The organism is Sphaerisporangium sp. NBC_01403, from assembly GCF_045040145.1.
Lineage (GTDB): Bacteria > Actinomycetota > Actinomycetes > Streptosporangiales > Streptosporangiaceae > Sphaerisporangium > Sphaerisporangium viridialbum.
The window spans coordinates 9,993,484-10,018,339 of record NZ_CP109534.1 but is presented as its reverse complement, the minus strand read 5'-3'; the positions used below and the strand labels follow the sequence as shown (position 1 = coordinate 10,018,339).

The 24,856-nt window shown below is 73.7% G+C and carries 9 protein-coding genes; all 9 read right to left on the bottom strand.

All coding sequences use genetic code 11. The annotated features are described in order from the left end of the window. Nucleotides 1-11: 11 nt before the first annotated feature. Entirely contained in the window at nucleotides 12-785 is a 774-nt protein-coding gene (locus tag OG589_RS44990; protein ID WP_405145070.1) for a 4'-phosphopantetheinyl transferase family protein, read from the bottom strand. A 59-nt stretch (nucleotides 786-844) separates the two neighbouring features. Further along, entirely contained in the window at nucleotides 845-1,633 is a 789-nt protein-coding gene (locus OG589_RS44985) for a thioesterase II family protein (RefSeq protein ID WP_405145069.1), read from the bottom strand. Nucleotides 1,634-1,643: 10 nt separating this feature from the next. After that, entirely contained in the window at nucleotides 1,644-2,714 is a 1,071-nt protein-coding gene (locus tag OG589_RS44980) for an HAD-IIIC family phosphatase (RefSeq protein ID WP_405145068.1), read from the bottom strand. Beyond that, nucleotides 2,714-3,862, bottom strand: a complete 1,149-nt coding sequence (locus tag OG589_RS44975; protein ID WP_405145067.1) for an acyl-CoA dehydrogenase family protein — start codon at nucleotides 3,860-3,862, stop codon at nucleotides 2,714-2,716. The genes OG589_RS44980 and OG589_RS44975 overlap by 1 nt, the downstream gene beginning before the upstream one ends. A gap of 2 nt (nucleotides 3,863-3,864) precedes the next feature. Beyond that, nucleotides 3,865-4,122, bottom strand: a complete 258-nt coding sequence (locus OG589_RS44970) for an acyl carrier protein (RefSeq protein WP_405145066.1) — start codon at nucleotides 4,120-4,122, stop codon at nucleotides 3,865-3,867. 33 nt (nucleotides 4,123-4,155) lie between these two features. Then, entirely contained in the window at nucleotides 4,156-5,028 is an 873-nt protein-coding gene (locus OG589_RS44965; protein ID WP_405145065.1) for a 3-hydroxyacyl-CoA dehydrogenase family protein, read from the bottom strand. 67 nt (nucleotides 5,029-5,095) lie between these two features. Next, nucleotides 5,096-14,500 (bottom strand): SDR family NAD(P)-dependent oxidoreductase, encoded by a 9,405-nt coding sequence (locus OG589_RS44960; RefSeq protein ID WP_405145064.1) that lies wholly within the window; start codon nucleotides 14,498-14,500, stop codon nucleotides 5,096-5,098. Further along, on the bottom strand, nucleotides 14,493-19,337 hold the full coding sequence (locus OG589_RS44955) for an SDR family NAD(P)-dependent oxidoreductase (RefSeq protein ID WP_405145063.1): 4,845 nt from the start codon (nucleotides 19,335-19,337) through the stop codon (nucleotides 14,493-14,495). The genes OG589_RS44960 and OG589_RS44955 overlap by 8 nt, the downstream gene beginning before the upstream one ends. Nucleotides 19,338-19,372: 35 nt before the next feature. Continuing rightward, nucleotides 19,373-24,856: an SDR family NAD(P)-dependent oxidoreductase gene (locus OG589_RS44950; protein ID WP_405145062.1), complete on the bottom strand. Its 5,484-nt coding sequence runs from the start codon at nucleotides 24,854-24,856 to the stop codon at nucleotides 19,373-19,375.

Sequence of the window (24,856 nt, the reverse complement as noted above, 5' to 3'; positions counted from 1 at the left end):
GGCGTCGGGAGTCACAGGCATGGGCCCGGACCGGTGACGAGCGCCGCGGAGTAGCCCGGGGCTACGTCGAGCCAGCGGACCGGCCACACAGAGCCGGGGAGGGAACGCGACAGTACGGTGCCGTGGGGTGCGTTGGCTTCTCGGTGTACCAGGACGTCTCTGAGGCCGGCGAGGCCCACGCCGACCGCCTTGACGTAGGCCTCCTTGGCGCTCCAGAGCCCGAAGTACTCGGCGCGGCGCGCCGCCGGGTCGGCGTGGCCCAGGCGGTCGACCTCCGCCGGCTGGTACATGCGCCTGGCCATCTCCAGGCAGTCGAGGTCCTGGCGGATCAACTCGACGTCGACGCCCACCCGCGACCCCGGCGGCGTCACCGCCACCAGCGCCCACTCCCCCGAGTGCGACAGGTTGAAGTCGAGCGGGGGACGGCCGTCCGGCAGCGCCAGGTACGGCCGTCCCCCGGCTTCGGTGTGAAAGGCGAGCTGTGAGGCGCGCACGCCGCACAGCCGGCCGAGGATGGCGCGGAGCGCGGCGTGCGCGATCGTGTAACGGTGCTTCTCGATGGGGCTCGCGAGCCGGGACGCCCGCTCGCGTTCGGCGTCGGAGAGCATCCTCCACCACCTGGGGTCGTCCGGCTGGTCGAGGTGGATCCGCCAGACGCGGGGCCCGGTCACGCTCACCTTCTCAGCGCCTCGGTCGAGGTTGACCCTCCGGACCCGGGGCCCGGTCACGCTCACCTTCTCAGCGCCTCGGTCGAGGTTGACCCTCCTGACCCGGGGCCCAGTCACGCTCACCTTCTCAGCGCCTCGGTCGAGGTTGGCCCTCCGGACCCGGGTCCCGGTGACGCTCACCTGCGCAGCGCCTCGGTGATGTACTTGTGGGTGAGGGCCGCCTGTTCGAACACCGCGAAGTGCCCGCCGGCGAACGGGTGCAGCGCGAACCGCCGCGAGGTGTGCTCCTCCCAGCCGTCCACGAGGCTCCGGTCGACCCTCGGGTCCTGGGCGGCCGGCATCGCCGTGATCGGGACGTCCAGCGGCGGTTCCTCCTGGTACTCGTAGGTCTCCTTGACCGTGAAGTCGGCCTGCACGGCGGGGAGGATCATGTCGAGGACCCCGGGGTCCGCCAGCAGCCATTCTGGCGTCCCGCCGAGCTTGCGCAGCATGTCCACCACCTCGGGCCGGGTCATGTCGCGCACGAACGGCCCGGCCTCCAGCGAGAGGTGCGGGGCGACCGACCCCGAGACGAACAGGTGCGCCGCCTCGGGACCGCCGCGGCGGCGGATCTCCCGCAGCAGCTCGAACCCCACCAGGGCGCCGAGGCTGTGCCCGTAGATGGCGTACCGGCGCCCCTCGGGGCCGAGCGCCAGATCCGCGAGCACGACGTCGGCGAGGTCGGCGACCAGCGGCTCCATGTGCTCGTACGGCGCCTCCCTGAGCCGGTTGTCCCTGCCGGGCGGCTGCACCGGCAGCACGGCCACCCCCGGCAGCTTGCGCTGCCACACCCGGAACGCCGAGGCCGCGCCGCCGGCGTGCGGCAGGCAGTACAGCGCGAGCGCACTGGGATCGGCCCCGGTCTGGCCCCGGAACGGCAGCCACTTGGCCATGACGTCACTGCTCGTCAGGTCGTTGACGGTCATCTCTGCCTCATCAAAGGATCTCTAGCTGGACATACGGCGGCGGTGGCTGCACGCCTGTGAGGTCGGCCTCCAGCACCACGTGGGCGCCGTCCCTGCTCGCCTCGCGGAACCCCGCGAAGGCGTAGGTGATCTGCATCATGCGGTTCCTGCCGGTCTCCACGAAGTCGGCGCGCAGGGCCACGCCCGCCTCGTCCGCGAGCCGCATGATGTGGTTGAGCAGCACCATCCCGACTCCACGCGACATCACGCGGCACGACATCAGCATCATGCACAGCCGCCAGACCTTCTCGTCCTTCTCCACCAGCGCGAGCCCGATCTTGCCGTAGCTGCCGAACCTGTCGGTGAGCGAGGCGACCAGGAGCAGGTGGTCGGGCGAGTCGCGCAGCGCGTCCAGCTCCTCGTAGGAGTAGGTGCGCCCGGTCGAGTTGAGCTGGTTGGTACGTACCGTCAGCTCCTCGGCCCGCTGGAGGTCCTCGCGACGGGCGGGCGCGATGGTGAACGCCATCCCGAGGCCCGCGAGGAACTCCTCGTTGGTGCCGACGAACTCGCCCTCCAGCTCGTCCCTGGCGATCTGCCCCTGGTACATCACGCGGCGCTGCGCGGACTCGTCGGTGACGAAGCGGGGGATGAACAGCGGCTGTGCCAGCGCCTCGTCCAGCTCTGCGACGTCGACGCGGGTCACCTCCGGCACCTCGTGCGCCACCTCGGCGAGCTCGAACTCCTGGTCGTCGACGAACGCGAACGCGTCGAGCCCGAGGTTGAGCGCCTTGGCGATGCGGCGGATGGAGTCGGACTTGGCGTTCCAGTTGATCTGCGGGAAGAGGAACAGCTCCGCGAGGCCGAGCGCCCGCAGCTTCTCGACCGCCGTGTCGTGGTCGTTCTTGCTGGCTATGGAGTGCAGCACGCCCATGGCGTCCAGCCGGCGGATGTGGGCCACGACCGAGGGCCGCACGGTGACGTCGGCGTCCTCCAGCAGCACCCCGTCCCACAGGGTGTTGTCGAGATCCCACACGATGCACTTGACGCGCCCCTGCACGGGCTTCTCAGGGAGTACGGCGACGCTCTCCTGGGCCACGCTCATCACATCATCTCCCTGTCCACCTGCCCAGCGATGGTGATCCGCTGGATCTCGTTGCTGCCTTCGATGATCTCCATGACCTTCGCGTCCCGGTAGAAGCGCGCCACGGGGTAGTCCGGGCTGCAGCCGTTGGCGCCGTGGATCTGGACCGCCTCCGAGGCGTGCCTGGCGGCGGCGGTGGACGCGAAGTACTTCGCCACCCAGGTGGCCATGAGCGTGGACGCCTCGCCGGCGTCCTTCAGCCGTCCCGCCTCGGCGCACAGCAGCCGGGCCGCCCGCGCGTCGGTGATCATGTCGGACAGCTTCGCCTGGATGAGGGGCCGGTCCCGCAGGACCGACCCGCCGACCTCGCGGCGCGCGGTGTAGGTGGCGCAGGCTTCCAGGCACGCCTGGATGATGCCGACCGAACCCGAGGCCACGCTGTAACGCCCGAGGTCCAGGGTGCCGGTCAGCACCATGCCCGCCGTGAACCCGCTCGGGCCGAGCAGCGCGTCCCCGTCGAGCCGTACGTCCTGGAACGACACCTCGGCGAGCATCGAGGCGCGGGTTCCGAGCATGTCGTCGATCGGGCGCACCTGAACGCCCGGGGCGTCCCTCGGGACCAGGAAGGCCCCGATGCTCGACGCGGTGCGGGCGAACACCAGGTACACGTCCGCCCGCTGGCCGCCAGTGATCCACTTCTTGACCCCGTTGAGCACCCAGCCGCCGCCCGCCTGTTCGGCGGTCGAGGTGATGCCCGAGGCGTCGCTGCCGGCGCCGGGCTCCGACAGGCAGAACGCCCCGAGGACGTCCCCCCGGCACAGCGCCGGCGCCCACCGCTCGCGCTGGGCCGGGGTGCCCCACCGCTGCACCGCCCACGACACCATGGTGTGCACCGTGAGCAGGCTGCGCACCGAGGAGCAGCCGCGTCCCACCTCCTCGTGGACCTCGCCGAGGGTCACCATGTCCATCCCGGCGCCGCCCGCCTCTGGGGGCAGGAACGGGGCCCACAGGCCCGCGGCGGCGATCTGGCCGAGCAGCTCCTCGGGTACGCGGCCCTTCTGGTCGTAGGCGTCCGCGTACGGAGTGATGTGGGCGTCGACGAACGCGCGTGCGGAACGACGGTCCACGACCTGGACCGTGTCCGGCGCGACCTGTGCCGGGATCGCCACCGTCACACCTGGACGGCGAGGTCCGACGACAGCCGGGCGACCAGCTCGGCCATCGAGTCCGCCGTGCGGAAGTTGTCGATGCGCAGCTCCTCGTTCGGGATGGTGACCCCGAAGGTCTTCTCGACGAACATCACCAGCTCCATCGCGAACAGCGAGTTGACGAACCCGAGCGCGAAGATGTCCTGGGACTCGGTGATCTCCGCCTGGGGGTACCGGCTACGGACGAAATCGAGGATCTGGTCCTTCGCGTTGTCAGACATTTACTGGCTCCTTTTTCGGGTGTCGGGGTGCTGCTAGAAGGTCGAGCCGACGGGCCGGCTGGCGCCGTCGTAGGTGTAGAAGCCCCGGCCGGTCTTGCGGCCGTGGAGTCCGGCGTCGGTCATCTGCTTCAGCAGCGGGCACGGCCGGTACTTGCTGTCGGAGTAGTGCTCGTACAGCACCTCCACGCTGTAGAGGATCGTGTCGACGCCGATCAGGTCGGCGGTCTCCAGCGGCCCCATGGGGTGCCCGAAGCAGCTGCGGAACACCTCGTCCACCGACGCCGCGTCGGCCACGCCCTCGTGCACGAGGAAGGCCGCCTCGTTGACGGTGAGCATCAGCACCCGGTTGGAGACGAACCCGCACGAGTCCTTGACGTCGATGGCCTTCTTGCCCATCGCGGTCAGCAGGTCCCTGGTGCGCTGGATGGTCTCCTGCGAGGTGTGGAAGCCGGGGATCAGCTCGACCGCCGGCTTGGCAGGCACGGGGTTCATGAAGTGGACGCCGATCACCTTGTCCGGCCGCCCGGTCACGGCCCCGACCTTGGTGATCGGGATCGCGGAGGTGTTGACGACGAACACGGTGTCCGGCCCGCAGACCGCGTCGAGGGTCTCGTAGACCTCCCGCTTGACGTCCCAGTTCTCCGTGACGTTCTCGATGACGACGTCGGCCTTGGCCGCCCCCTCGGCGCCGACCGCGGTGGTGATCCGGGCCAGCACCTCGTCGGGGTCGAGGGCGGGGCCGCCCATCAGCCGGCTCATGCGGCTGTTGTGGCGGATGGTCGCCAGCGCCTCCTTGAGGATCGTCTCGTCCTTGTCGACCAGGACCACCTCGTGCCCGGTCTGCGCCAGGTTCTGGGCGACCCCGACGCCCATGACACCCGCGCCCACTACGCCGATAACCGTCATGACCACTCCGTTTCTCGTCGTTACCGCCATGCCGGCATGCCATCTGCCGGCGCCCTTGCTGGTGGTGCTATCGGCCGCGCCTGCGGGCCGCCGAGGCTTCGAGGCCCGACCGGCGGAGCTGCGCGCGTACCTGGCTGCCGCCGTCGGCGTTCGCGAACGCCGGCGTCGCGCCCGAGGTCAGCGCCTCGATGGTCGCGCCGAGCGCGGCCACCGTCGGCGCCTCGTAGAGGATGTGCGGCGGGAGCTCGTCCAGCTCGAACTCGCGGCGCAGGGCGGCCACGATGGAGACGCCGAGCAGCGAGTTCCCGCCGAGCTCGAAGAAGTTGTCCAGCACCCCGACCCGGTCGAGCCTGAGCGACTCGCACCAGATCGCCGCGATCGTCTCCTCCGCCGGACCCGAGGGCTCCTGGTAGGAGGTGACCAGCTCCGGACGGGGGTGCCGCTCGCCGGCCGCGCCGCCCATGGCGGGCGAGGTCACCGCCTCCAGGTTGAAGCGCGAGCTGCCGAGCACCACCGTCGGGAAGTCCTGGGTGGACACCACGACCCTCGGCTCCCGGGAGGCCAGCGCGCGCAGCAGCGACCGCCAGCCGTCCTCGAACCCGATGCCGACGCGGGCGCGGTTCTCCCTGAAGAACTTCTGCAGCTCGTCGTCGTACCCGGCCAGGCCCGCCTCCCAGGCGTTCCAGGTCCACTCCCCCCAGTCGACCGACAGCACCCGCCTGCCCGAGTCGGCGAGCCGGTACGCGTAGCTGTCCAGGAAGGCGTTCGCGGAGCAGTAGTCCACCTGGCCCGGCCCGCCGCCGGTCGCCGAGGTGATCGAGGAGAACAGCACCAGGAAGTCCAGCTCGATCTCGTCGGGCTCCCCGATGCGCAGCGCCTCGGCGATGGCCAACGTGCCGGCGATCTTCGGTGCGAGCACCGCGTCCAGTTCCTCGGGGCGCTTGAACTGCATCAGCCCCATGGCGGGCACCCCGGCGGCGTGGAGCACGCCGTGCAGGGCGCCGAAGCGCTCCCTTGCCACCTCGACCGCGCGCCGCACGTCCTCGGGGCTGCTCACGTCGCCGGTGACGATCTCGACCTCCGCGCCGAGCGCGATGATCTCGCTGACCCTGGCCACCCGCCGCCGGGTGTCCTCGTCGAAGGCCTCCGCGCCGGGTCCCCCGGCCAGGATGCCCGCCCACGCCTCGCGCGGCGGCAGCCCGTGGCGGGCGAGCAGCACCAGCCTGGCCCGGCAGTCGCGGGCGAGGTGCTCGGCCATGCCGAGCGCGATGCCGCCGAGCCCGCCGGTGACCAGGTAGACGCCGCCTTCCCGCAGCACCCCGGTGTCGGCGGCGGGCGGCGCCATGGTCTCGTACCCGGGCACCCAGCGGCGGCCGTGCCGCAGCGCGACCGTACGGTCGGTCATCGGCCGCCGCAGCTCGGCCACCAGGCCGGCGAGCACGGGCGCGGCCGGGGCGGTCTCCAGGTCGACGAGCCGGGTGGCCACCTTCGGGTACTCCAGGGGGATCACCAGGCACGGCCCCATCAGCGTGGCGCCGTCGGGGTCGGACACGTCGTCCGGCAGCACCTGCTGGGTGCCGGAGACCGCGACGTCCAGCGACCAGTCGTCCGTGCCGGACTCGGCCGCCGCCCTGGCGAGGGCGACCAGGGTGTGCAGGCCGTACCGGACGGCGGAGTCGCCGGGCGCCTCGCCGAGCGTCCACAGGTGCACCACCCGCGAAAGGGGACGGCCGGCCGCGCGCAGGTCGCGCAGCAGGGCGAGGGTGTCCTGCACGCTGCCCGGCCTGATCGTGTGGCCGTCGCCGGTCGCGGCGTACGCCTCGCCGGGCCGTACCAGGCTGATGGACGCCCCGGTCTCCGCGACCGCCCGCCGCAGCTCGGCCACCACGTCGTCGGCCACGCCTTCTCGGGTGTAGACCAGCCACGAGGCGGGCTGCCGCCCGGCCGGTGCGGGCGCCGCGGTCTGCCGCCAGACCGGCAGGTAGAGCCACTGGTCCTCGGGCAGCTTGGGCAGGCTCGTGATCGCCTCGAACAGGTCGGCGGGGTCGGGGGCCTCGCCCGGCAGCGCGAGAGCGCCCGGCGTCCGGCTCCGGTGGCCGGCGCGGGCCGGCGGGTCGATCCAGTAGCGGTGGCGCTGGAACGGGTAGGTCGGCAGCGGCACCCGGCCGGGCAGCAGAGCCAGGTCGGCGGCCTCGGCGTCGGGGTGGCGGCCGTGGTAGGCGGTCCAGTCGAGGTCGGCGCCGACCAGCCACAGCCGGGCGAGGCAGCCGGCGAGCACCGCGTCGTCGGGGCGGCCGTCGCTCCCGCCGGGCAGCGCGTTGAGGATCAGCGGCCACCGCTGCGGCGGGCAGCCCGCGCCCCGCATCAGGGCGCCGAGCGACTGGCCCGGGCCGATCTCCACGACGGCCAGCTCCTGGTCGGCGAGCAGGGTGCCGATGCCGGCCGCGAACCGCACCGTCCCGCACATGTGGCGGGCCCAGTACGCCGGGTCGCACACCAGGTCCGCCTCCGCGAGCTCGCCGGTGAGGTTGGAGATGTACGGCAGCTCCGGGGGGTTGAGCCTTACGTTGGCCTTCACCCAGTCGGTGAGCTCACTGCTCAGGTGCTCCAGCATCCGCGAGTGGAACGCGTGCGTGGTCGTAAGGGGGCGGCACGCGATCTCGGCGCGCCGCAAGTCGGCGACCAGCAGCTCCATCGGCTCCACCGGGCCGGCGACGACCACGACCTGCGGGCCGTTGACCGCGGCGACGTCCAGGCCGCGCTCCTCCAGCCGGAACCGGCGGCGCAGCTCCTCGGCGGGCAGCGACACCGCGGCCATCGAGCCCGCCGGCACCTGGGCGATCAGTCTCGCCCTGTGCGCCACCAGCGCCATGGCGTCCGGCAGCGACAGCACTCCGGCCAGGCACGCCGCGACGTACTCCCCGAGGCTGTAGCCCAGCATGATCCGCGGGGTCACGCCCCAGGTCATCAGCGTGCGCGCCAGCGCGTACTCAAGGGCGAACAGCGCGGGCTGGACCACCTCCGTGCGCTCCAGGGCGGCGACCCGCCCGTCGGCGCCGCCGGAGCCCCCACGCCCCAGCAGGGCGGCGAGGCCGAGGCCGCCGCCGCGCTCGCCGGCGAGCAGGTCGGTCAGGTCCACATCCGGCAGCGCCTCGCGCAGCGGCGCGAGGCACTCGTCGAGGGTGGCGCGGAACACCGGCTCGCGCCGGTACAACTCGGCCACCATCCCGGGGTACTGCTCGCCGACCCCGGCGAGCAGGAACGCCACCGGGCGCCCCTGGACGGTGTCGACGCGGCTCAGCACGCCGGGCTCCGCCGACTCCCCGCTCAGCGTGGCCGCGGCCTCCTCGACGGTGGCGGTCACGGTGGCCCGCCGGTGCTCGAAGGTCTTGCGCCCGACCTGGAGCGTGTACGCCACGTCGGCCAGCCGCGTGCCGGGCTCGGCGCGCAGGTGCGCACCGAGGCGCTCGCACGCCTGGTCGGCGGCGGTGGCGTTGCGCGCGGAGATCGGCAGCACCTGGTAGCGGCGGGCGGACTCGGAGTCCGCACGCGCGGCGACGGGCCGGGCGGGCGCCTCCTCGACCACCATGTGGACGTTGGTGCCGCCCATGCCGAGCGAGTTGATCCCCGCGATCCTCGGCCGGCCCTCGCGGGTGCGCCAGGGGGAAAGCTCGGCGTTCACGTAGAAGGGGCTGTCCTCGAAGTCGATCTCGGGGTTGGGGCTGGTGTAGTGCAGGCTGGGCGGGATCACCTTGTTCGACAGCGCGAACGAGGTCTTGATGAGCCCGCTCGCCCCCGCGGCGCGGTCCAGGTGCCCGACGTTGGTCTTCACCGAGCCGATCGGGCAGTACTGCTTGTCCCGGGTCGGGCCGAACGCGCGGGTCAGCGCCGCGACCTCGATCGGGTCGCCCAGCTCGGTCGCGGTGCCATGCGCCTCGATGTAGCTGATGTCCTCGGCGGTGACCCCGGCGTCCGCCATCGCGTCGGCGATCACCCGGGCCTGGCCGACGACGCTCGGCGCGGTGTAGCCCACCTTGAGCGCGCCGTCGTTGTTCATCGCCGAGCCCCGGATCACCGCCCAGACGTGGTCGCCGTCGCGCAGCGCGTCGGAGAGCCGCTTGAGCACGACCACGGCGGCGCCGTCACCGAACATGCTGCCGCGCGCCTGCGCGTCGAAGGTGCGCACGTGGCCGTCGGGCGACTCCATGCCGCCCGGCCCGAACCGGTGCCCCACCCGGTCGGGCACCCGGATCGAGACCCCACCGGCCAGCGCCAGCTCGCACTCGCCGTTGCGCAGGCTCTGCACCGCGAGGTGCGCGGCCACCAGGGAGGTCGAGCAGAACGTCTGCACCGCCACGCTCGGCCCGTAAAGGTCGAACAGGTAGGAGACCTGGGTGGTGAGGGCGTCCTTGTCGTTGCCCATGATGATCTCGTAGTGGCTGACGCCCTCGTCCTCGTCCAGCAGGCGCTCGCCCATCTGCAGCAGGTAGGTGCTGATGTTGGTGCCGCCGAACACGCCGACCCTGCCCCGGTGCTCAGGCGCCGCGTACCCGGCCTGCTCAAGCCCCTGCCAGCACACCTCCAGGAACGCCCGCTGCTGCGGGTCGGTGAGCGCGGCCGTGCGCGGGCTCATGCCGAAGAACGCCGCGTCGAAGCCGCTGATGTCGTCGAGCACCGGCCGGGCCGGCACGTACGACGGGTCCTTGATCAGCTCCGGCTCGACCCCGGAGGCCAGCAGCTCGTCCTCGGAGAAGAAGCTGATCGACTCGACGCCCTCCCGCAGGTTGTGCCAGAACGCGCCGACGTCGTCCGCCCCGGGGAAGCGCCCCGCCATGCCGACGATCGCGATGCGCCGGTCGTCCACCGGCACCGCTCCAGGCCCTTCGGGCCGCACGGTCGCGATGGCGCGCGCCGCCGCCGTGGCCTTGGCGCGGGCCGGCGCGGGCCGGGGGGCCGCGGCGCCCTTCTCGTCGAGGATGCCCGCGAGCGTGTACACCGTCGGGGCCTCGAAGAGCATCACGGTCGGGACCGCGATGCCGAAGCGCTTCTTCACCAGGGCGAGCATCTGCAGCGCGACCAGGGAGTTGCCGCCGAGGTCGAAGAAGTTGTCCCTGGTGCCGACCGGCTCGATGCCGAGCACGTCCGACCACAGCCCGGCGAGCTCCCGCTCGGTCGCGCTCAGCGGCGGGCTGTACGGCTGGGGAAGCTCGGGCCGGGGGAACCGGGTGCCGTCGCCCGGTCCGGGTTCCGGCGCGGCCATCGCGCGGGGCAGCCGGTCGTCCAGGCCGCCCGCCGCCACCACGAGGCTCGGCCCGTACCCGGCGAGCACCTGGTCGAGGGCGTCGAGGCCCTCCTCGGTGCTCATGGCGTGGGCGGCCATCGCGGCGCCGATCCCGCCCTCGATGCGCTCCAGGGTGCAGGACCAGGTGTCCCAGCTCACGGTCACCCACCGGGTGGGCGATCGCCCGTCCTGGTACTTGATGTGGCGGCGGCGACCGATCGCGGTCAGCGCGGCGTTGGCCGCCGCGTAGCTGCCGAAGGTGATGCCGCCCAGCAGCGACGAGGTCGAGGAGAACAGCACGCAGAAGTCGGGCACCCGCTCCGGTCCGAGTTCGTGGACCACCTCGTCCAGCACCAGGGCGCCGCCCACCTTCGCGCCGAAGTGCCGCGAGACGGCCCTCGCGTCCAGCTCGTGCAGGGAGCGGAAGGTGTCGCGTCCCGTCTCTGCGGCGGCATGGATGACGCCGTCGAGCCGGACGTCGCCGGGCAGCGTCTCCGCGAGCGCCGCGCGCATCGCGTCCGCGTCGGTCACGTCGACCCTCGGGGTCAGCACCTCGGCGCCGAGCGCGCGCAGCCGCCGCACCCCCTCGTAACGCGGGTCGCCCGCCGTGTCCGGGACGCCACCGCGGCTGGTGAGGATGACCCTGGCCGCGCCCGACCGCACCAGGTGCTCGGCGACGAGCAGGCCGACGTCGCCGAGCCCGCCGGTCACCAGGTACGTCCCGCCGGACCGGATCCCCGGCCGGTCCTCCTCCTCTCGCGCCGCCGGGACGTACCCGCGCACGTGGCGCCGGCCGTCCCGGTAGGCCACCAGCACGTCGCCGGCCGGCCGCCGGAGCTCGGCGGCCAGCGCCTCCGCGGCCTCGGCGGGCGCCACCTGGGCGTCGAGGTCGACGGCGTGGCAGTCGAGGTTGAGGTACTCCTGGTTGGCGACCAGCGGCAGCGTGGCGGCGGCGGCGTGGCCGGGCGAGGGGCTCTCGCCGTCGGCCACCGCCTGGCCGCCCTGGGTGACCAGGATGACCCTCGCGCTGCCCGCGGCGTCGCTGCCCCAGGCGTCCAGCATCCGGGAGAACGGGAGCACGGCCTGGCCGGGGTCGCGGCCGGAGCCGCCCCCGTCGAGCATGCGCAGGTCCACCATCGTGACCGGCCCGCCGGCGGCGAGCCGGCTCACCAGTGCGGTGTGGTCGTCCGCGGACCCGAAGTCGAGGACATAGCCGCCCGCCACCTCGGCGAAGGCGTCGCCCGCCCGCACCGTCACCACCTCGGTGCCCGCGGAGCGCAGCGTCCGCTCCAGCGCGTCGGCGACTCCGGTGCCGTCGGCGACCAGGACGCACCGGGCGAGGGCCTGCGCCTCGGCGGGCAGCTCGGCCGGGGTCCAGTGCGGGACCATCACCTGGACATGGGCGGTGGCCCGCTCGGGCCCGGCCGCGCCGGCCGGGCCGGCGGCGAGCCCGGCCGCCTGGGCGGTGTGCCCGGCGGGCGGGTCGACCCAGTAGCGCTCCCGCTGGAACGGGTAGGCGGGCAGCCCCACCTTGGCGACGGGGCGGTCCTTCTGGTACCCCGCCCAGTCGACCGGCACGCCGGCCAGCCACAGCCGTCCGACCGCCTCGGCGAGCACGCCACCGGCGGGCCGCGGATCGGCGGCGGCGGGCAGCGCGGGCACCACGAGCGGCCAGCGGTCGCGCGGGCAGTTGCGGTGTCCGCGCACCATCGCGCCGAGCGACTGGCCCGGGCCGATCTCCAGCAGGGCCATCTCGCCCTGCTCCAGCAGCGTGCCCAGCACCGCGTCGAACCGCACGGGGGCGCACATGTGCTCCGCCCAGTACCCGGGGTCGGTCACCTGGCCGGCGGACGCCAGGGTGCCGGTGACGTTGGAGATGTACGGGATGCGCGGCGCCTCCAGCGTGATGTTCGCGGCGATCCAGCCGGTCAGCTCGGCGCGGATCGGCTCCAGCATCCGCGAGTGGAACGCGTGGCCGGTGGCCAGCGGCCGGCACGGCACCCCCTCGGTCGCAAGGAACGCCCTGGCCGCCTCCATGGCCTTCGGCTCCCCGGCGATGACCGTCAGCTCGGGACCGTTCAGCGCGGCCACGTCCAGCCCGGCCACGCCCGCTCGTACGAGGCGGTCGCGCAGGTCGTCCGCGCTCAGCGGCACCGCGCTCATCGCGCCCTCGGGCAGCCCGCCGATCAGGCGCGCGCGGTGGGCGACCAGCGCCAGCGCCGACTCGAGCGACAGCACGCCCGCGAGGCACGCCGCGACGTACTCTCCCAGGCTGTACCCGGCCACCACCGAGGGCTCGACGCCCCACGACCGTACGAGCTGCGCCAGCGCGTACTCCACGGCGAACAGCGCCGGGTGGAGCAGCTCGGTGGGCGTCGTGTCGTCGCCCGCGGGCGTGGCCTCGCGGCCGAGCAGCCGGCCGAGCCCGCCATCGGCGCCCGGGGCCTGCCTGGGCCACAGCATCTCGGCGAGCGGGTCCACCCCGCCCATCCGCCGCCGCAGCACCGAACGGCACTCGTCCAGCACCGCCTTGAACACCGGCTCGGTGCCATAGAGGTCGGCGGCCATCCCGGGGTACTGCTCTCCGGTGCCCGCGACCAGGAACCCGACCTGCCGGTCCGTACGGCTCTCCGCGCGCGACAGCACCCCGGCGTCACGCATCCCCGCGGCGGCCTCGTCCACACTTCCGGCCACCAGCATCCGGCGGTGCCCGAAGAGCCGCCGCCCGGTCTGCAGGGTGTACGCCACGTCGGACAGCCGGTGCGGGCTGGACTCGTCGGCGAGGTGACCGGCGAGCCGCTCGGTCATCGCGTCGGCCGCGGCGGCGGTCCTGGCGGACCACACCAGCAGCTCGGGACGCGGCGTCGCCTCCGGCCGGGGGACGATCGGCGCCTCCTCCAGCACCACGTGGGCGTTGGTGCCGCCGATGCCGAACGCGCTCACCCCGGCCCTGCGGGTACGTCCCGGCTCCCTGGGCCAGGTCCTGAGCTCGGTTACCACCTCCAGGCGGGCCTCCCCCGCGTGCAGCTGGGGGTTCGGCTCCGCGAGGTTGCGGGTGGGCGGGATCTCGTCGTGGCGCAGGGCGAGCGCCGCCTTGATCAGGCTGGTCACCCCCGCCGCCCGGTCGAGGTGGCCGACGTTGGTCTTGACCGAGCCGATCAGGCACGACTCGTCGCGGAACACCTGCTGCAGCGCTGCCAGCTCGGCGGCGTCGCCGAGCGCGGTGCCGGTGCCGTGCGCCTCGACGTAATCGATGTCGGCGGGCGTGAGGTCCGCGCTCGCGAGCGCCTCGGCCATCACGGCGGCCTGGCCCTGGACGCCGGGCGCGGTGAAGCCGACCTTCTTCCCCGCGTCGTTGTTCACCGCCCAGCCCCTGATGACGGCGTAGATCTGGTCGCCGTCGGCGAGCGCGTCCTCCAGCCGGCGCAGCGCGACCACGCCGACGCCGCTGCCGAGCGGGCTGCCGAGGCCGCCCGCGTCGAACGCCCGGCACTCGCCGTCCGGCGGCGCGATGCCGCCCTGCTGGTACAGGTAGCCGACCCTCTGCGGCACGCCGACCGCCACGCCGCCGGCCAGCGCGAGGTCGCACTCGAAGCCGGCCAGGCTGGTGGCGGCGGCGCACACCGCGACGAGCGAGGTCGAGCAGTAGCTCTGCACCCCGTAGCTGGGTCCCGACAGGCCGAGGGTGTGCGCTACCCGGGTGGTGAGCGAGTCCTTGTCGTTGGCGAGCCCGACCGCCAGCTCGCCCATGACGGAGCTGATCCCGCTCGGCACCAGGTTGTTCTGCAGGTAGGAGCTCCACGCGCCGCCGCCGAAGACGCCGATGGCGCCGTCGAAGCGGGTGGGGTCGCAGCCGGCGTCCTCCAGCGCCTCGTGGCTGTGCTCCAGGAAGAGCCGCTGCTGCGGGTCGAGGATCTGGGCCTCCTTGGGGCTGAACCCGAAGAAGCCCGCGTCGAACAGCTCGACGCCGTCGATGACCGCGCCGGCCTTCACGTAGCTCGGGTCCTGGAGCAGGTCCTCGGGCACCCCGGCGGCCCGCAGCTCCTCGTCGGTGAACCGGGTGATCCCCGACAGGCCGGCCCGGATGTTGGTCCACAGCTCGGCGACGCCGGATGCCCCGGGGAACCGCCCCGACATCCCGACGATCGCGATGTCGGTGCCGGAGGTCTCTCCGGCGATATCGTCAGTCACGTCTACCGTCCTCATTCCGGGTGCTGGAACGGGCACGGCGCCGCCGCTGCCCCCGAGCCGAACTGCTGGTGAGTGCTTGCCGTGCGGCGGTGTCGTCGCCCCCCGCACCGTCCACCGCCGCGGCGAACGCGGCGACGGTCGGATGCTCGAAGAGCACCGCGGGCGCGATCGGCACGCCGAGCTCCTTCTCGATGGCGAGCACCATGGCCATGCCGACCAGGGAGTTGCCCCCGAGGTCGAAGAACGGGTCGTGGATGCCTACCTGGTCGATGCCCAGGTAGGCCCCCCACACCTCGGCGATCTTGGTCTCCGGCTCGGTGCGCGGGGCCGCGTAGTCCGTGCGCAGCTGCGGCCTGGGGAACCTCTCGCCTCTGGGCACGGCCGAGGCCGCGCCGACGAGCGCGTCGATGTCGACCATGGCCGACCAGTCGCGCAGCACCTCGCGCAGCGGCTGGCGCACGGCGAGCACGCTGCCGTGCCCGCCGGCCACGATGCGGTCGAGGAGCGCGCAGCCCGCGTCGTCGGCGAAGCCGTACCGCTCGCGGTAGGAGCGCACCCGCTCGGCGAGCCCGCCCGCTCCCTTCAGCGCCTCGGCCTGCCAGTCGTCGTGCCGCCACGGTCCCCAGGCGACCGACACGACCCTGGTCGACGGCGCCGCCGCCGACAGCGCGTCGCCGTACGCGTCGAGCACGGTGTTGGCCGCGCAGTAGTCGGCCTCGCCGATGCCGCCGAAGGCCGTGACCGCCGAGGAGTACAGGACCAGCACCTCGGGCCGCTGCTCGGCGGGCGTCCGCGGCCCCACCAGCTCGGCCAGCGGTCCCATCGCGAGGACCTTCGGGGCGAGCACCGCGCCGGCCTCGGCGGGCGTCCTGCGCTGTGCCATCCCTCCTGCGGGCACGCCCGCGGCGTGGATGACCCCGTGCAGCGCGCCGAAGTGTTCGCGGCAGCGGCGCAGCGCGTCCCTGAGCTGGTCCGGCACTCCGGCGTCCGCGGTGAGCAGGAGCACCTCGGCGCCCGCCGCCTCCAGCTCGGCGACGTCGCGCAGGCTGCGTTCCGCGCGGCCGCCGGGCTCCGGCTCGGCGTCTCGCGTCAGCGGGGTACGGCCGACGAGCGCGAACCGCCGCACGCCCTCGCTCAGCAGGTGTTTGGCCAGGGCCATTCCGAGCCCCCGGGCACCGCCGGTGATCAGGTAGACGCCGTCGGCGCGCCAGGGGATCTCCGCCTGCCCTTCGGGGGCGTCTCCCCAGGTTCGCTGCCAGCGACGGCCACGGCGCCAGCCCGTCAGCGTGTCGTGCGCGGCGATCGCCTCGCCCTGCTCGGGCTCGCGGAGCAGCTCGTACGCGAGCTGGCCGGACGCGCGCTCCCTCAGCCCCTCGCCGGAGTCCTCGGGGTCGAGGTCGACGCCGCTCCAGGTCAGGCCGGTGTACTCGTGCCGCACCGCCCGGCCGAGCCCGTGCGCCACGGCCTGGTACGGGGCGAGCGCGTCGCCGCCGAGGATCTCCGAGGCGCCCTGGCTCACCGTCAGCAGCCGGACGCCCTGTCGCGCGGGCAGCTCGTCGAACGCCTGGACCGCGAGCAGCAGGCTGTCGAAGCCGTGCCGGATCGCGTCACGCAGCTCCTCGTCGCCTGCGTACCCCGGGTTCCGCGCGGTGGTGAGCAGGCTCCACAGGTGCACGACGTGCACGGGGCCGCTCGCCTGCGCGACCGTACCGAACACCTCGCCGTAGTGCGCGGGCACCGCGGGGTCGATCACGATCCGCCGGCCCTCGCGCCGCAGCCCGGTGCCGGCGACCACCTCCACCACCTCAGTGCCGCCCGCGGCGGCCAGGTCGGCGAGCGCCCCGCCGATGCCGCCGGGGTCGGTGAACACGACCAGCGGGCCGGGGAGGCGGAGCGGGGTGCCGATCGGCGGCACGCCGCGCGTGGCGTCCTGCTGCCAGACCGGGGCGAAGCAGAAGTCCGCGGGCTCCGAGTGCCCCGTCGGCCGCATCGAGGGGGCGACGTGGCCCGGGTCCAGCGGCTCAGGCCAGAACCGCGTCCGCTGGAAGGGGTAGGACGGCAGGCTGATGATCTTGCCTCCGCCGGGGCCGGTGAGCTCCCAGTCCACCCCGACGCCGAGCTCCCACAGCCGCGCGCAGGTCTCCAGCAGCTCGGTGCGGGCGTCCCCGCGCTCGCCCGCCGTCCAGCGCGCGGGCAGGGTGCCGAGCACGGCCGCGCCAGAACCGCTCGCCATGTTCTGCCGCACCAGGCCGCCGAGGGTCTGCCCCGCGCCCAGCTCGACGAACACGTCCACCTCCCTGGTCACGCAGTGCCGCACGCTGTCGGCGAAGCGCACCGGGCTGACCAGCTGGTCGGCCCAGTACGAGGCGCTCGTCGCCTGCTCGGGGGTCAGCGGCTCGCCGGTGAGGTTCGACACGATGGTGGTCTTCGGCGCGTGGCGCGGCACCGAGTCCAGCAGGGCGGCGAGCTTCTCGCGCGCCGGGCGGAGCAGGGACGAGTGGAAGGCGTGCGCGGAGCGCAGCGGGCGGCAGGCGACGCCGTCACCGGTCAGCAGGGCGCTCACCGCGTCGACCTCCGAGGGGACGCCGCTGAGCACCGTCATCGACGGGCCGTTGAGCGCCGCGATGTCGACCTCGGTGCCACTGGCCGCGAGCACGGCGCGGACCCGGTCCTCGCCGGCGGCGACCGCGACCATCTTGCCCGCGGGGGCGGCGCCGATCAGGTGGGCCCGCTCCACCACCACGTGCAGCGCGTCCTCCAGCGAGAAGACCCCGGCCAGGCAGGCGGCGACGTACTCGCCCAGGCTGTAGCCGACCAGCATGTCCGGCGCGACTCCCCAGTGCGCGAGGAGCTTCGCCAGCGCGTACTCGACCGTGAACATCAGCGGATGCGCGATCACGGCGTGGCTCAGAGGGTCGTCGGCCCGCTCCTGCCCGGCGCCGTCCCGGCCGAGCAGCGCCGCGAGGTCGCCCGTCGCCGGGCGCTGGGCCGGGACGTCCAGGTCAGGGAAGAACACCGGCCGCAGGTCCACGCCCGCCCGCTCCCCGGCCAGCTCGATGCACCGGTCGACCGCCTCGGCGTAGACCGGCTCCCTGTCGTACAGCTCCCTGCCGAGGCCCAGGTACTGGTCGCCGACGCCGGGCAGCAGGAACGCGACCCGGGGGTGTCCCTTCGTGCGGTACCCGCCGCCCTCGGCGGCCGTGCGCCGGAGCAGCCGGACGGCGTCCCCGAGGTCCGCGCAGACCAGGGCGCGCCGGTGGTCGTGCTCGGCGCGGCCGGCCCGCAGCGTGTGCGCGACGTCGGCCAGGGAGGGCTCGGGCAGCTCGGTCAGCCGGGCCGCGAGGCGTTCCGCCTGCTCGCGCAGGGCTGAGCCGCTCGACGCGGACACCGTGAGCACCCGCGCCGAGGCGATGCCCGGGCCGCCGGGAACGGCGGCCGGCTCCTCGGGGGACGGCGCGGCCTCCAGCACCAGGTGCGCGTTCGTCCCCGACCACCCGAACGAGCTGACGCCCGCCAGGCGGGGGGCGCCCTCGCCGGGCAGCCGCACCGCGCTGGTGACGGGCTGGACGCTGCCGTCCTCCGGTATCGCCGCCGCCGGCTCCGAGAGGTTCAGGTTGGGCGGGATCAGCTTGTTCTCGAGGATGAGGACCGTCTTGATCAGCCCGGCGACGCCCGCCGCGGCCTGGGTGTGACCGATGTTGGTCTTGACGGCGCCGACGCGCAGCGGGCGCTCGGGCGACCGCCTGCCGAAGACGTCGTGCAGCGCGGACAGCTCGATCGCGTCGCCCAGGTGGGTGCCGGAGCCGTGCGCCTCCACGTAGTCGATGTCGTCGGCGGTCACCCGGGCGGCGGTGAGCGCCCTGCTGATGACGTCGACCTGCGCGCCTCGGTTCGGCGCGGTGAGCCCGTTGCTGCGGCCGTCCTGGTTGACCGCCGAGCCGCGCAGCACCGCCCGGATCCGCCGGCCGTTCTTGATCGCCTTGGACAGCGGCTCCAGCACCACGACGCCGCCGCCCTCGCCGAGGACGTAGCCGTCGGCGCTCGCGTCGAAGGTCTTGCACTTCCCGTCCGCGCACAGCATCGACCCGGCGCACGCCTGGATGAAGCTGGACGGGTGGAGGGTCAGCGACGCGCCGGCCGCGATCGCGAGGTCGCACTCACCGCGCCGCAGGGCCTCCGCCGCCAGGTGGACCGCGATCAGCGAGGAGGAGCACGCCGTGTCGACCGTCAGCGTCGGGCCGCACAGGTTGAGCTGGTAGGCGATGCGCCCGGCCGCGACGCTGTACGCCGAACCCTGGCCGAGGTACGGGTCCGCGAGCGCGTCCCCGCCCTGCCGTTCGAGCTGCAGCCGGCCGTACTGGAGGCTGTCCATGAAGCCGACCATCACGCCCGTGCGGCTTCCCGCCAGCCGTGACGGGGAGGTGCCGGCGTTCTCCAGCCCCTCCCAGGCCAGCTCCATCAGGAGGCGCTGCTGCGGGTCCATCCGCAGGGCCTCCCTCGGCGAGATGCCGAAGAACTCCGCGTCCCAGCCCGCGACGTCGGGCAGGAAGGTGCCGTACCGGGTGTAGACGCCGCCGGGGGAGCGCGGGTCGGGGTGGTAGTAGTCGTCGATGTCCCACCGTGACGCCGGCACCTCGGTCACGGCGCTCCTGCCCTCGCGGAGCAGGTCCCAGAACCCTTCGACCGTGTCGCCGCCCCCGGGGTAGCGGCAGGCCATCCCGATGATGGCGATGGGCTCATGGCCCCGGTCCTCCGCCTCGGCGAGACGGCGGCGCGTCTGGGTCAGTTCGACGGTCACGCGCTTGAGGTAGTCGCGGAGTTTGTCCTCGGTCCCCATCGGTCGAGCCTTTCCAGTAAGCGTGAGTCAGCAGGTCAGAGTTCGTTGTCGATGAGCGCGAAGATCTCCTCGTCGGAGGCGGAATCGATCTTCCCCACCACGCCGCCGGCGCCGTTGGGACCGTCAGGACCGGCGGCGAACCTGACCAGGCCGCTCTGCAGGATGGCGACGAGCCTGCCCCTGACGACCTCTCCCTCCCCGTTGAGGGCGGTCAGCATGGACTCGACCCGTTCCAGGGCACCGCGCAGGGTGTCCTCGGGCGAGGGCGCGGCCGGGGCGAGCGTCTTGAACAGGTAGTCGGTCAGCGCGGTGACCGTCGGGTGGTCGAACACCAGCGTGGCGGGCAGCCGCAGCCCGGTCTCGGCGTTGAGCCGGTTGCGCAGCTCCACCGCGGTCAGCGAGTCGAAGCCCAGCTCGTTGAACGCCCGGTCCATGCCGACGTTCTTGGCGTCGCCGTGCGCCAGGACGGCGGCGACGTGCGACCGCACCAGGTCGGCCAGGTGCCCGCGCGCCTCGGCCTCGGCCATCGCCCCCAGGCGTTCGGCCAGCCCGGCCGACCCCGCGGTGCGGCCTCCGGCGCTGGTCGCCGCGCGGCGTGGCGCGCGTACCAGACCCCGGAACATGGACGGCAGCCCGACCGTCTCGGCGCGGGCGCGCAACCCGGTGACGTCCCAGCCGGAGGCGACCGTCAACGGTTCCGGGCTGGTCAGCGCCGAGTCGAACAGCTCAAGGCCCTGCTCGGCGGTCAGCGGCGCGACGCCCGAGCGGGCGAGGCGCGCCGTGTCCGCCGAGGTCAAAGCGCCGGTCATGTCGGAGTCGGTGTCCCACAGACCCCAGGCGACCGACACCGCCGGCAGGCCGAGCGCTCGCCTGTGGGCCGAAAGGACGTCCAGGAAGACGTTCGCCGCCGCGTAGTTGGCCTGGCCCGGGTTGCCCAGCACGCCGGCCAAGGACGAGAACACCACGAACGCCGCCAGCGGGAGATCCTTGGTCAGCTCGTGCAGGTGCCACGCGGCGTCCGCCTTGGGCGCGAGGACCCGGTCCAGCCGGTCCGCTGTGAGCCCCTCGACGGTCGCGTCGTCCAGCACCCCGGCCGTGTGCACCACCCCGGTCAAGCCCGGGGCCGACCCCAGCAACCCCGCCAGCGCGTCACGGTCGGAAACGTCACACGCCACCACGGTGGCCTTCGCCCCCAGACCTTCCAGCTCGGACACCAGCTCGAAGGCACCCGGCGCGTCCGGCCCACGGCGCGACACCAGCAGCAGATCCCGCACGCCATGGTGTTCCACCAGCCGCCGCGCGACCAGGCTGCCCAGCCCGCCCGTACCGCCGGTCACCAGCACCGTCCCCGAAGCCAGGTCGCAGCGGGTTCGTTCCGCGACGTCCCGCCGCGCCAGGCGGGGCACCGACACCACGCCGTCTCGGACGGCCAGTTGCGACTCGCCCGAGGCGACCGCCGCCGCGACCAGACCCCAGCCCGAGAAACCCTCCTCCACGTCCAGCAGCACGAACAACCCCGGATGCTCGGCCTGCGCCGACCGCACCAAACCCCACACCGACCCGCCCACCACCCCCGCGACCTCGACCCCCGCACCAGGACCCGCCGCACCACCCGTCACCAACACCAGACGAGAACCGGCGAACCGCTCATCGGCCACCCAACCCCGCACCAGACCCAGCACCCGGCCCGACAACTCACGCACAGCCCCAGGCACATCCCCAGAACCCGCCACACACGAGACCACCACGAAATCCGGCACCGGCTCCCCCGCCGCCACCGCCACACCCAGCGCCTCCACATCCGCGAACCCGTCCAGCCCCACCACCGGCTCCCCCAGGAACACCCACCGCGACCCGTCCAGGGGTGCGACGGCCAGGTCGATCCAGTCGACGCCATGGGGCACCGGCCCGGCAGCACCGCCTGCCGCCGGCCCCTGGGCCGCCACGGCCCGCGCCCGCAGGGAGTCCATCGAGAACACCGGCCGGCCGGAGTCGTCCACGGCCTCGACGGCCCACCCGTCGTCCCCGGCCCCGGTCAGGCGAACCCGCAGCGCCCGGGCGCCCGCCGCCGGCAACCGCACGCCCCGGAACTCGAACGGCAACCTCAGCCCGTCGACTCCATCGGCGATCAGCAACGGGTGGAACATCGCGTCCAGCAACGCCGGATGCAACCCGAACCCCGCCACCTCCACCTCGTCATCCACCGACACCTCGGCGAACAACTCACCACCACGACGCCAAACCCCCCGCACCCCCTGAAACACCGGCCCGTACTCGTATCCGAGATCGGCCAGGCGCTCGTAACCACCGTCCAGCGGCACCACCGACGCGCCCTCCGGCGGCCACACCCCCGCCCAACCGCACACCTCTGCCGCGCCACCGACGGGGTCCACGGCCACCACGGCCGACGCGTGCCGCACCCACGCGGTGCCGCCGGCGTCCTGCGAACGCGAGAACACGGCCAGGTCGCGGCGGTCCCCGGCGTCCGGCCTGCCGACGGTGATCTGGATGCCGACGGTTCCGGCCTCCGGCAGGACGAGCGGAGCTTCGAGGACGAGCTCCTCGACGAACTCGCAGCCCGCGATGGTCCCGCCTTCGAGGGCCAGCTCGGCGAACGCGGCGCCGGGAAGCAGGACGCCGCCGCTGACGGAGTGGTCGGCGAGCCAGGGCGCGTCCGCCAGGGACAGCCGCCCGGTGAGCACGAAACCGCCGTCGGCCACCGGTACGACGGCGGTGAGCAGCGGGTGCCGCGAGCCGCCGATCCCGGAGCCGGTCGCGTGACCGGCGCGCTCCGAGCCGTCGAGCCAGTACCTGCGCCGCTCGAACGCGTAGGTGGGCAGGTCCACGTGCCGGTACGGCGCGGGCGCGAGCGCGGCCGTCCAGTCGACCTCGGCGCCGAGGACGTAGGCCCTGGCCACGGCGGTGAGGAAGCGGCGCCGGTCGCCGGACCCGCGGCGCAGCGACCCGCAGACGCGGGCGCCGATCCCGGCGGCCTCGCAGATGTCCTCGACGTCGGACACCAGCACGGGGTGCGGGCTCACCTCGACGAACAGCGGGGTGCCGTACCCGGCGAACGCCCCGACGGCCTGCTCGAACCGCACCGGGTTGCGCAGGTTGTCGAACCAGTAGTCGGTGGTGAGCTCCTCAGGGTCGACGAACCTGCCGGCCAGCGAGGAGCAGAAGGCCACCTCGGTGGGCCGGGGCGCCACCTGCTCCAGCGCCGCCAGCAGCTCGTCGCGCAGCTCTTCGATGTGCGGCGTGTGCGAGGCGTAGTCCACCGCGATCCGCCGTGTGCGCACGGTGTCGCCGCACGCGGCGGCGAACTCCTCCAGCGCGTCGAGGTCACCGGCCACCACCGCGCCGGCGGGCCCGCTGTGGACCGCCACCCAGAGCCGGTTCGACCACGGCTCCAGCCGCTCCCATACCTGCACGGCCGGCAGCGAGACCGCGAGCATGCCGCCGGTACCGCCGAGCTTCACCAGCGCCCGGCTCCGCAGGGCGACGACCTTGGCCGCGTCCTCCAGGCCGAGCGCTCCGGCGACGTACGCGGCGGCGATCTCCCCCTGCGAGTGGCCCACCACCGCCGCCGGGTTCACTCCCATCGACCGCCACAGCTCCGCGAGCGCCACCATGACCGCGAACAGCACCGGCTGGATGACGTCGGAGCCGGAAAGCGCCGGCGCGCCCTGCGCGCCACGCAGCACCCCCTCGACCGACCAGCTCGTGTACGGCTCCAGCGCCAGATCGCACCGTCGCAGATGGGTGCGGAAGACCTCACTGTGGTCCAGCAGATCGACGGCCATACCGGCCCACTGCGACCCCTGCCCGGGGAACACGAACACCGGCCGGACGTCGGTGGCCGCGAGGCCGCTGACCGCCGCCGCGTGCGGCAGGCCGTCCGCCAGCGCGGCCAGGCCCGCGACCAGCTCCTCCCGGTCCTCGGCCACGACCACCGCGCGATGGGCGAACCCCGGCCGCCGCGACAGCACCCGCCCTGCCGCCACCAGATCACCCGGCTCGGCCTCCAGCGCGTACGTACGCAACCGCCCCGCCTGAGCCCGCAACGACGCCTCGGACTTTGCCGACACCACCCACACCAGCGGGCCCTCCGGCTCCACCGGAACCGGGCCGCCCCCGGGCACCCCTTCCAAGATCACATGCGCGTTCGTGCCGCTGACCCCGAAGCCGGACACCGCCACCCGCAGCGGACGGTCGCCCGGCAGCTCCACCGGCTCGGTGAGCAGCCGCACCCCGCCCGCCGACCAGTCGACGTGCGGCGTGGGCTCCTCCACATGCAGGGTGGGCGGCAGCGTGCGGTGTTCGAGCGCCTTGACCATCTTGATCACACCGGCGACGCCCGCGGCGGCCTGGGTGTGGCCGATGTTCGACTTCACCGAGCCGAGCCACAGGGGACGGTCGTCGGGGCGGTTGCGCCCGTAGGTGGCCAGCAGCGCCTGGGCCTCGATGGGGTCGCCGAGCCGGGTGCCGGTGCCGTGCGCCTCCACGGCGTCCACGTCCCGGGTGTCGAGACGCGCGTCGGCGAGCGCCTGCCGCACCACGCGCTCCTGGGCCGGGCCGTTCGGCGCGGTGAGACCGTTGCTGGCGCCGTCCTGGTTGACCGCGGAACCGCGCACCACGGCCAGGATGCGGCGGCCGTCGCGCTGGGCGTCCGACAGCCGCGCAAGGGCGAGCACGCCCACACCCTCGGCCCACGCGGCGCCGTCGGCCGTGGAGGAGAACGACTTGCACCGCCCGTCGGGGGCCAGCGCGCGCTGCCGGGAGAACTCCACGAAGGGTTCGGGGGCCGCCATAACGGTCACGCCGCCGGCCAGCGCCAGCGAGCACTCCCCGCGCCGCAGCGCCTGCACGGCCAGGTGCACGGCCACCAGGGAGGACGAGCACGCGGTGTCGACGGAGATCGACGGCCCCTCCAGCCCGAAGGTGTACGACACCCGCCCCGACAGCACGCTGGACGCGCTCAACGTGAACAGCGAGCCCTCGACGGTCTCCGGGGAGGCGCCGAGGAACCGGCTGGCGTAGTGGTCGTACATGTTGCCCATGTAGACGCCCGTGCGGGTGCCACGCAGGGTCGCCGGGTCGATGCCGGCCCGCTCGAACGCCTCCCACGTGGCCTCAAGGACGAGCCGGTGCTGCGGGTCGGTCGCCAGAGCACCACGCGGGCTCATCCCGAAGAAACCCGCGTCGAAATCCCCCGCGTCATAGATGAACCCGCCATGCCGCGTGTACGACTTCCCGAACGCTTCAGGATCGGGGTCGTACAACCCCTCCACATCCCAACCCCGATCGACCGGAAAATCCCCGATCGCATCCCCACCGGCGACCACCAGATCCCACAGATCCTCAGGACTCGCCACACCACCCGGAAAACGGCACGCCATCCCGATGATGGCGATCGGCTCATGGCGCCGGTCCTCGAACTCGGCGAGCCGTTGCCGGGTCTCGGTGAGTTCGACGGTCGCACGCTTGAGGTAGTCGCGGAGTTTGTCCTCGGTCCCCAT

Bases quoted from the DNA above. Each gene is read 5' to 3' on its own strand.
- OG589_RS44985 (WP_405145069.1), bottom strand. From the start codon at position 1,633: ATGACCGTCAACGACCTGACGAGCAGTGACGTCATGGCCAAGTGGCTG.
- OG589_RS44980 (WP_405145068.1), bottom strand. From the start codon at position 2,714: ATGAGCGTGGCCCAGGAGAGCGTCGCCGTACTCCCTGAGAAGCCCGTG.
- OG589_RS44970 (WP_405145066.1), bottom strand. From the start codon at position 4,122: ATGTCTGACAACGCGAAGGACCAGATCCTCGATTTCGTCCGTAGCCGG.
- OG589_RS44965 (WP_405145065.1), bottom strand. From the start codon at position 5,028: ATGACGGTTATCGGCGTAGTGGGCGCGGGTGTCATGGGCGTCGGGGTC.
- OG589_RS44955 (WP_405145063.1), bottom strand. From the start codon at position 19,337: ATGGGGACCGAGGACAAACTCCGCGACTACCTCAAGCGCGTGACCGTC.
- OG589_RS44950 (WP_405145062.1), bottom strand. From the start codon at position 24,856: ATGGGGACCGAGGACAAACTCCGCGACTACCTCAAGCGTGCGACCGTC.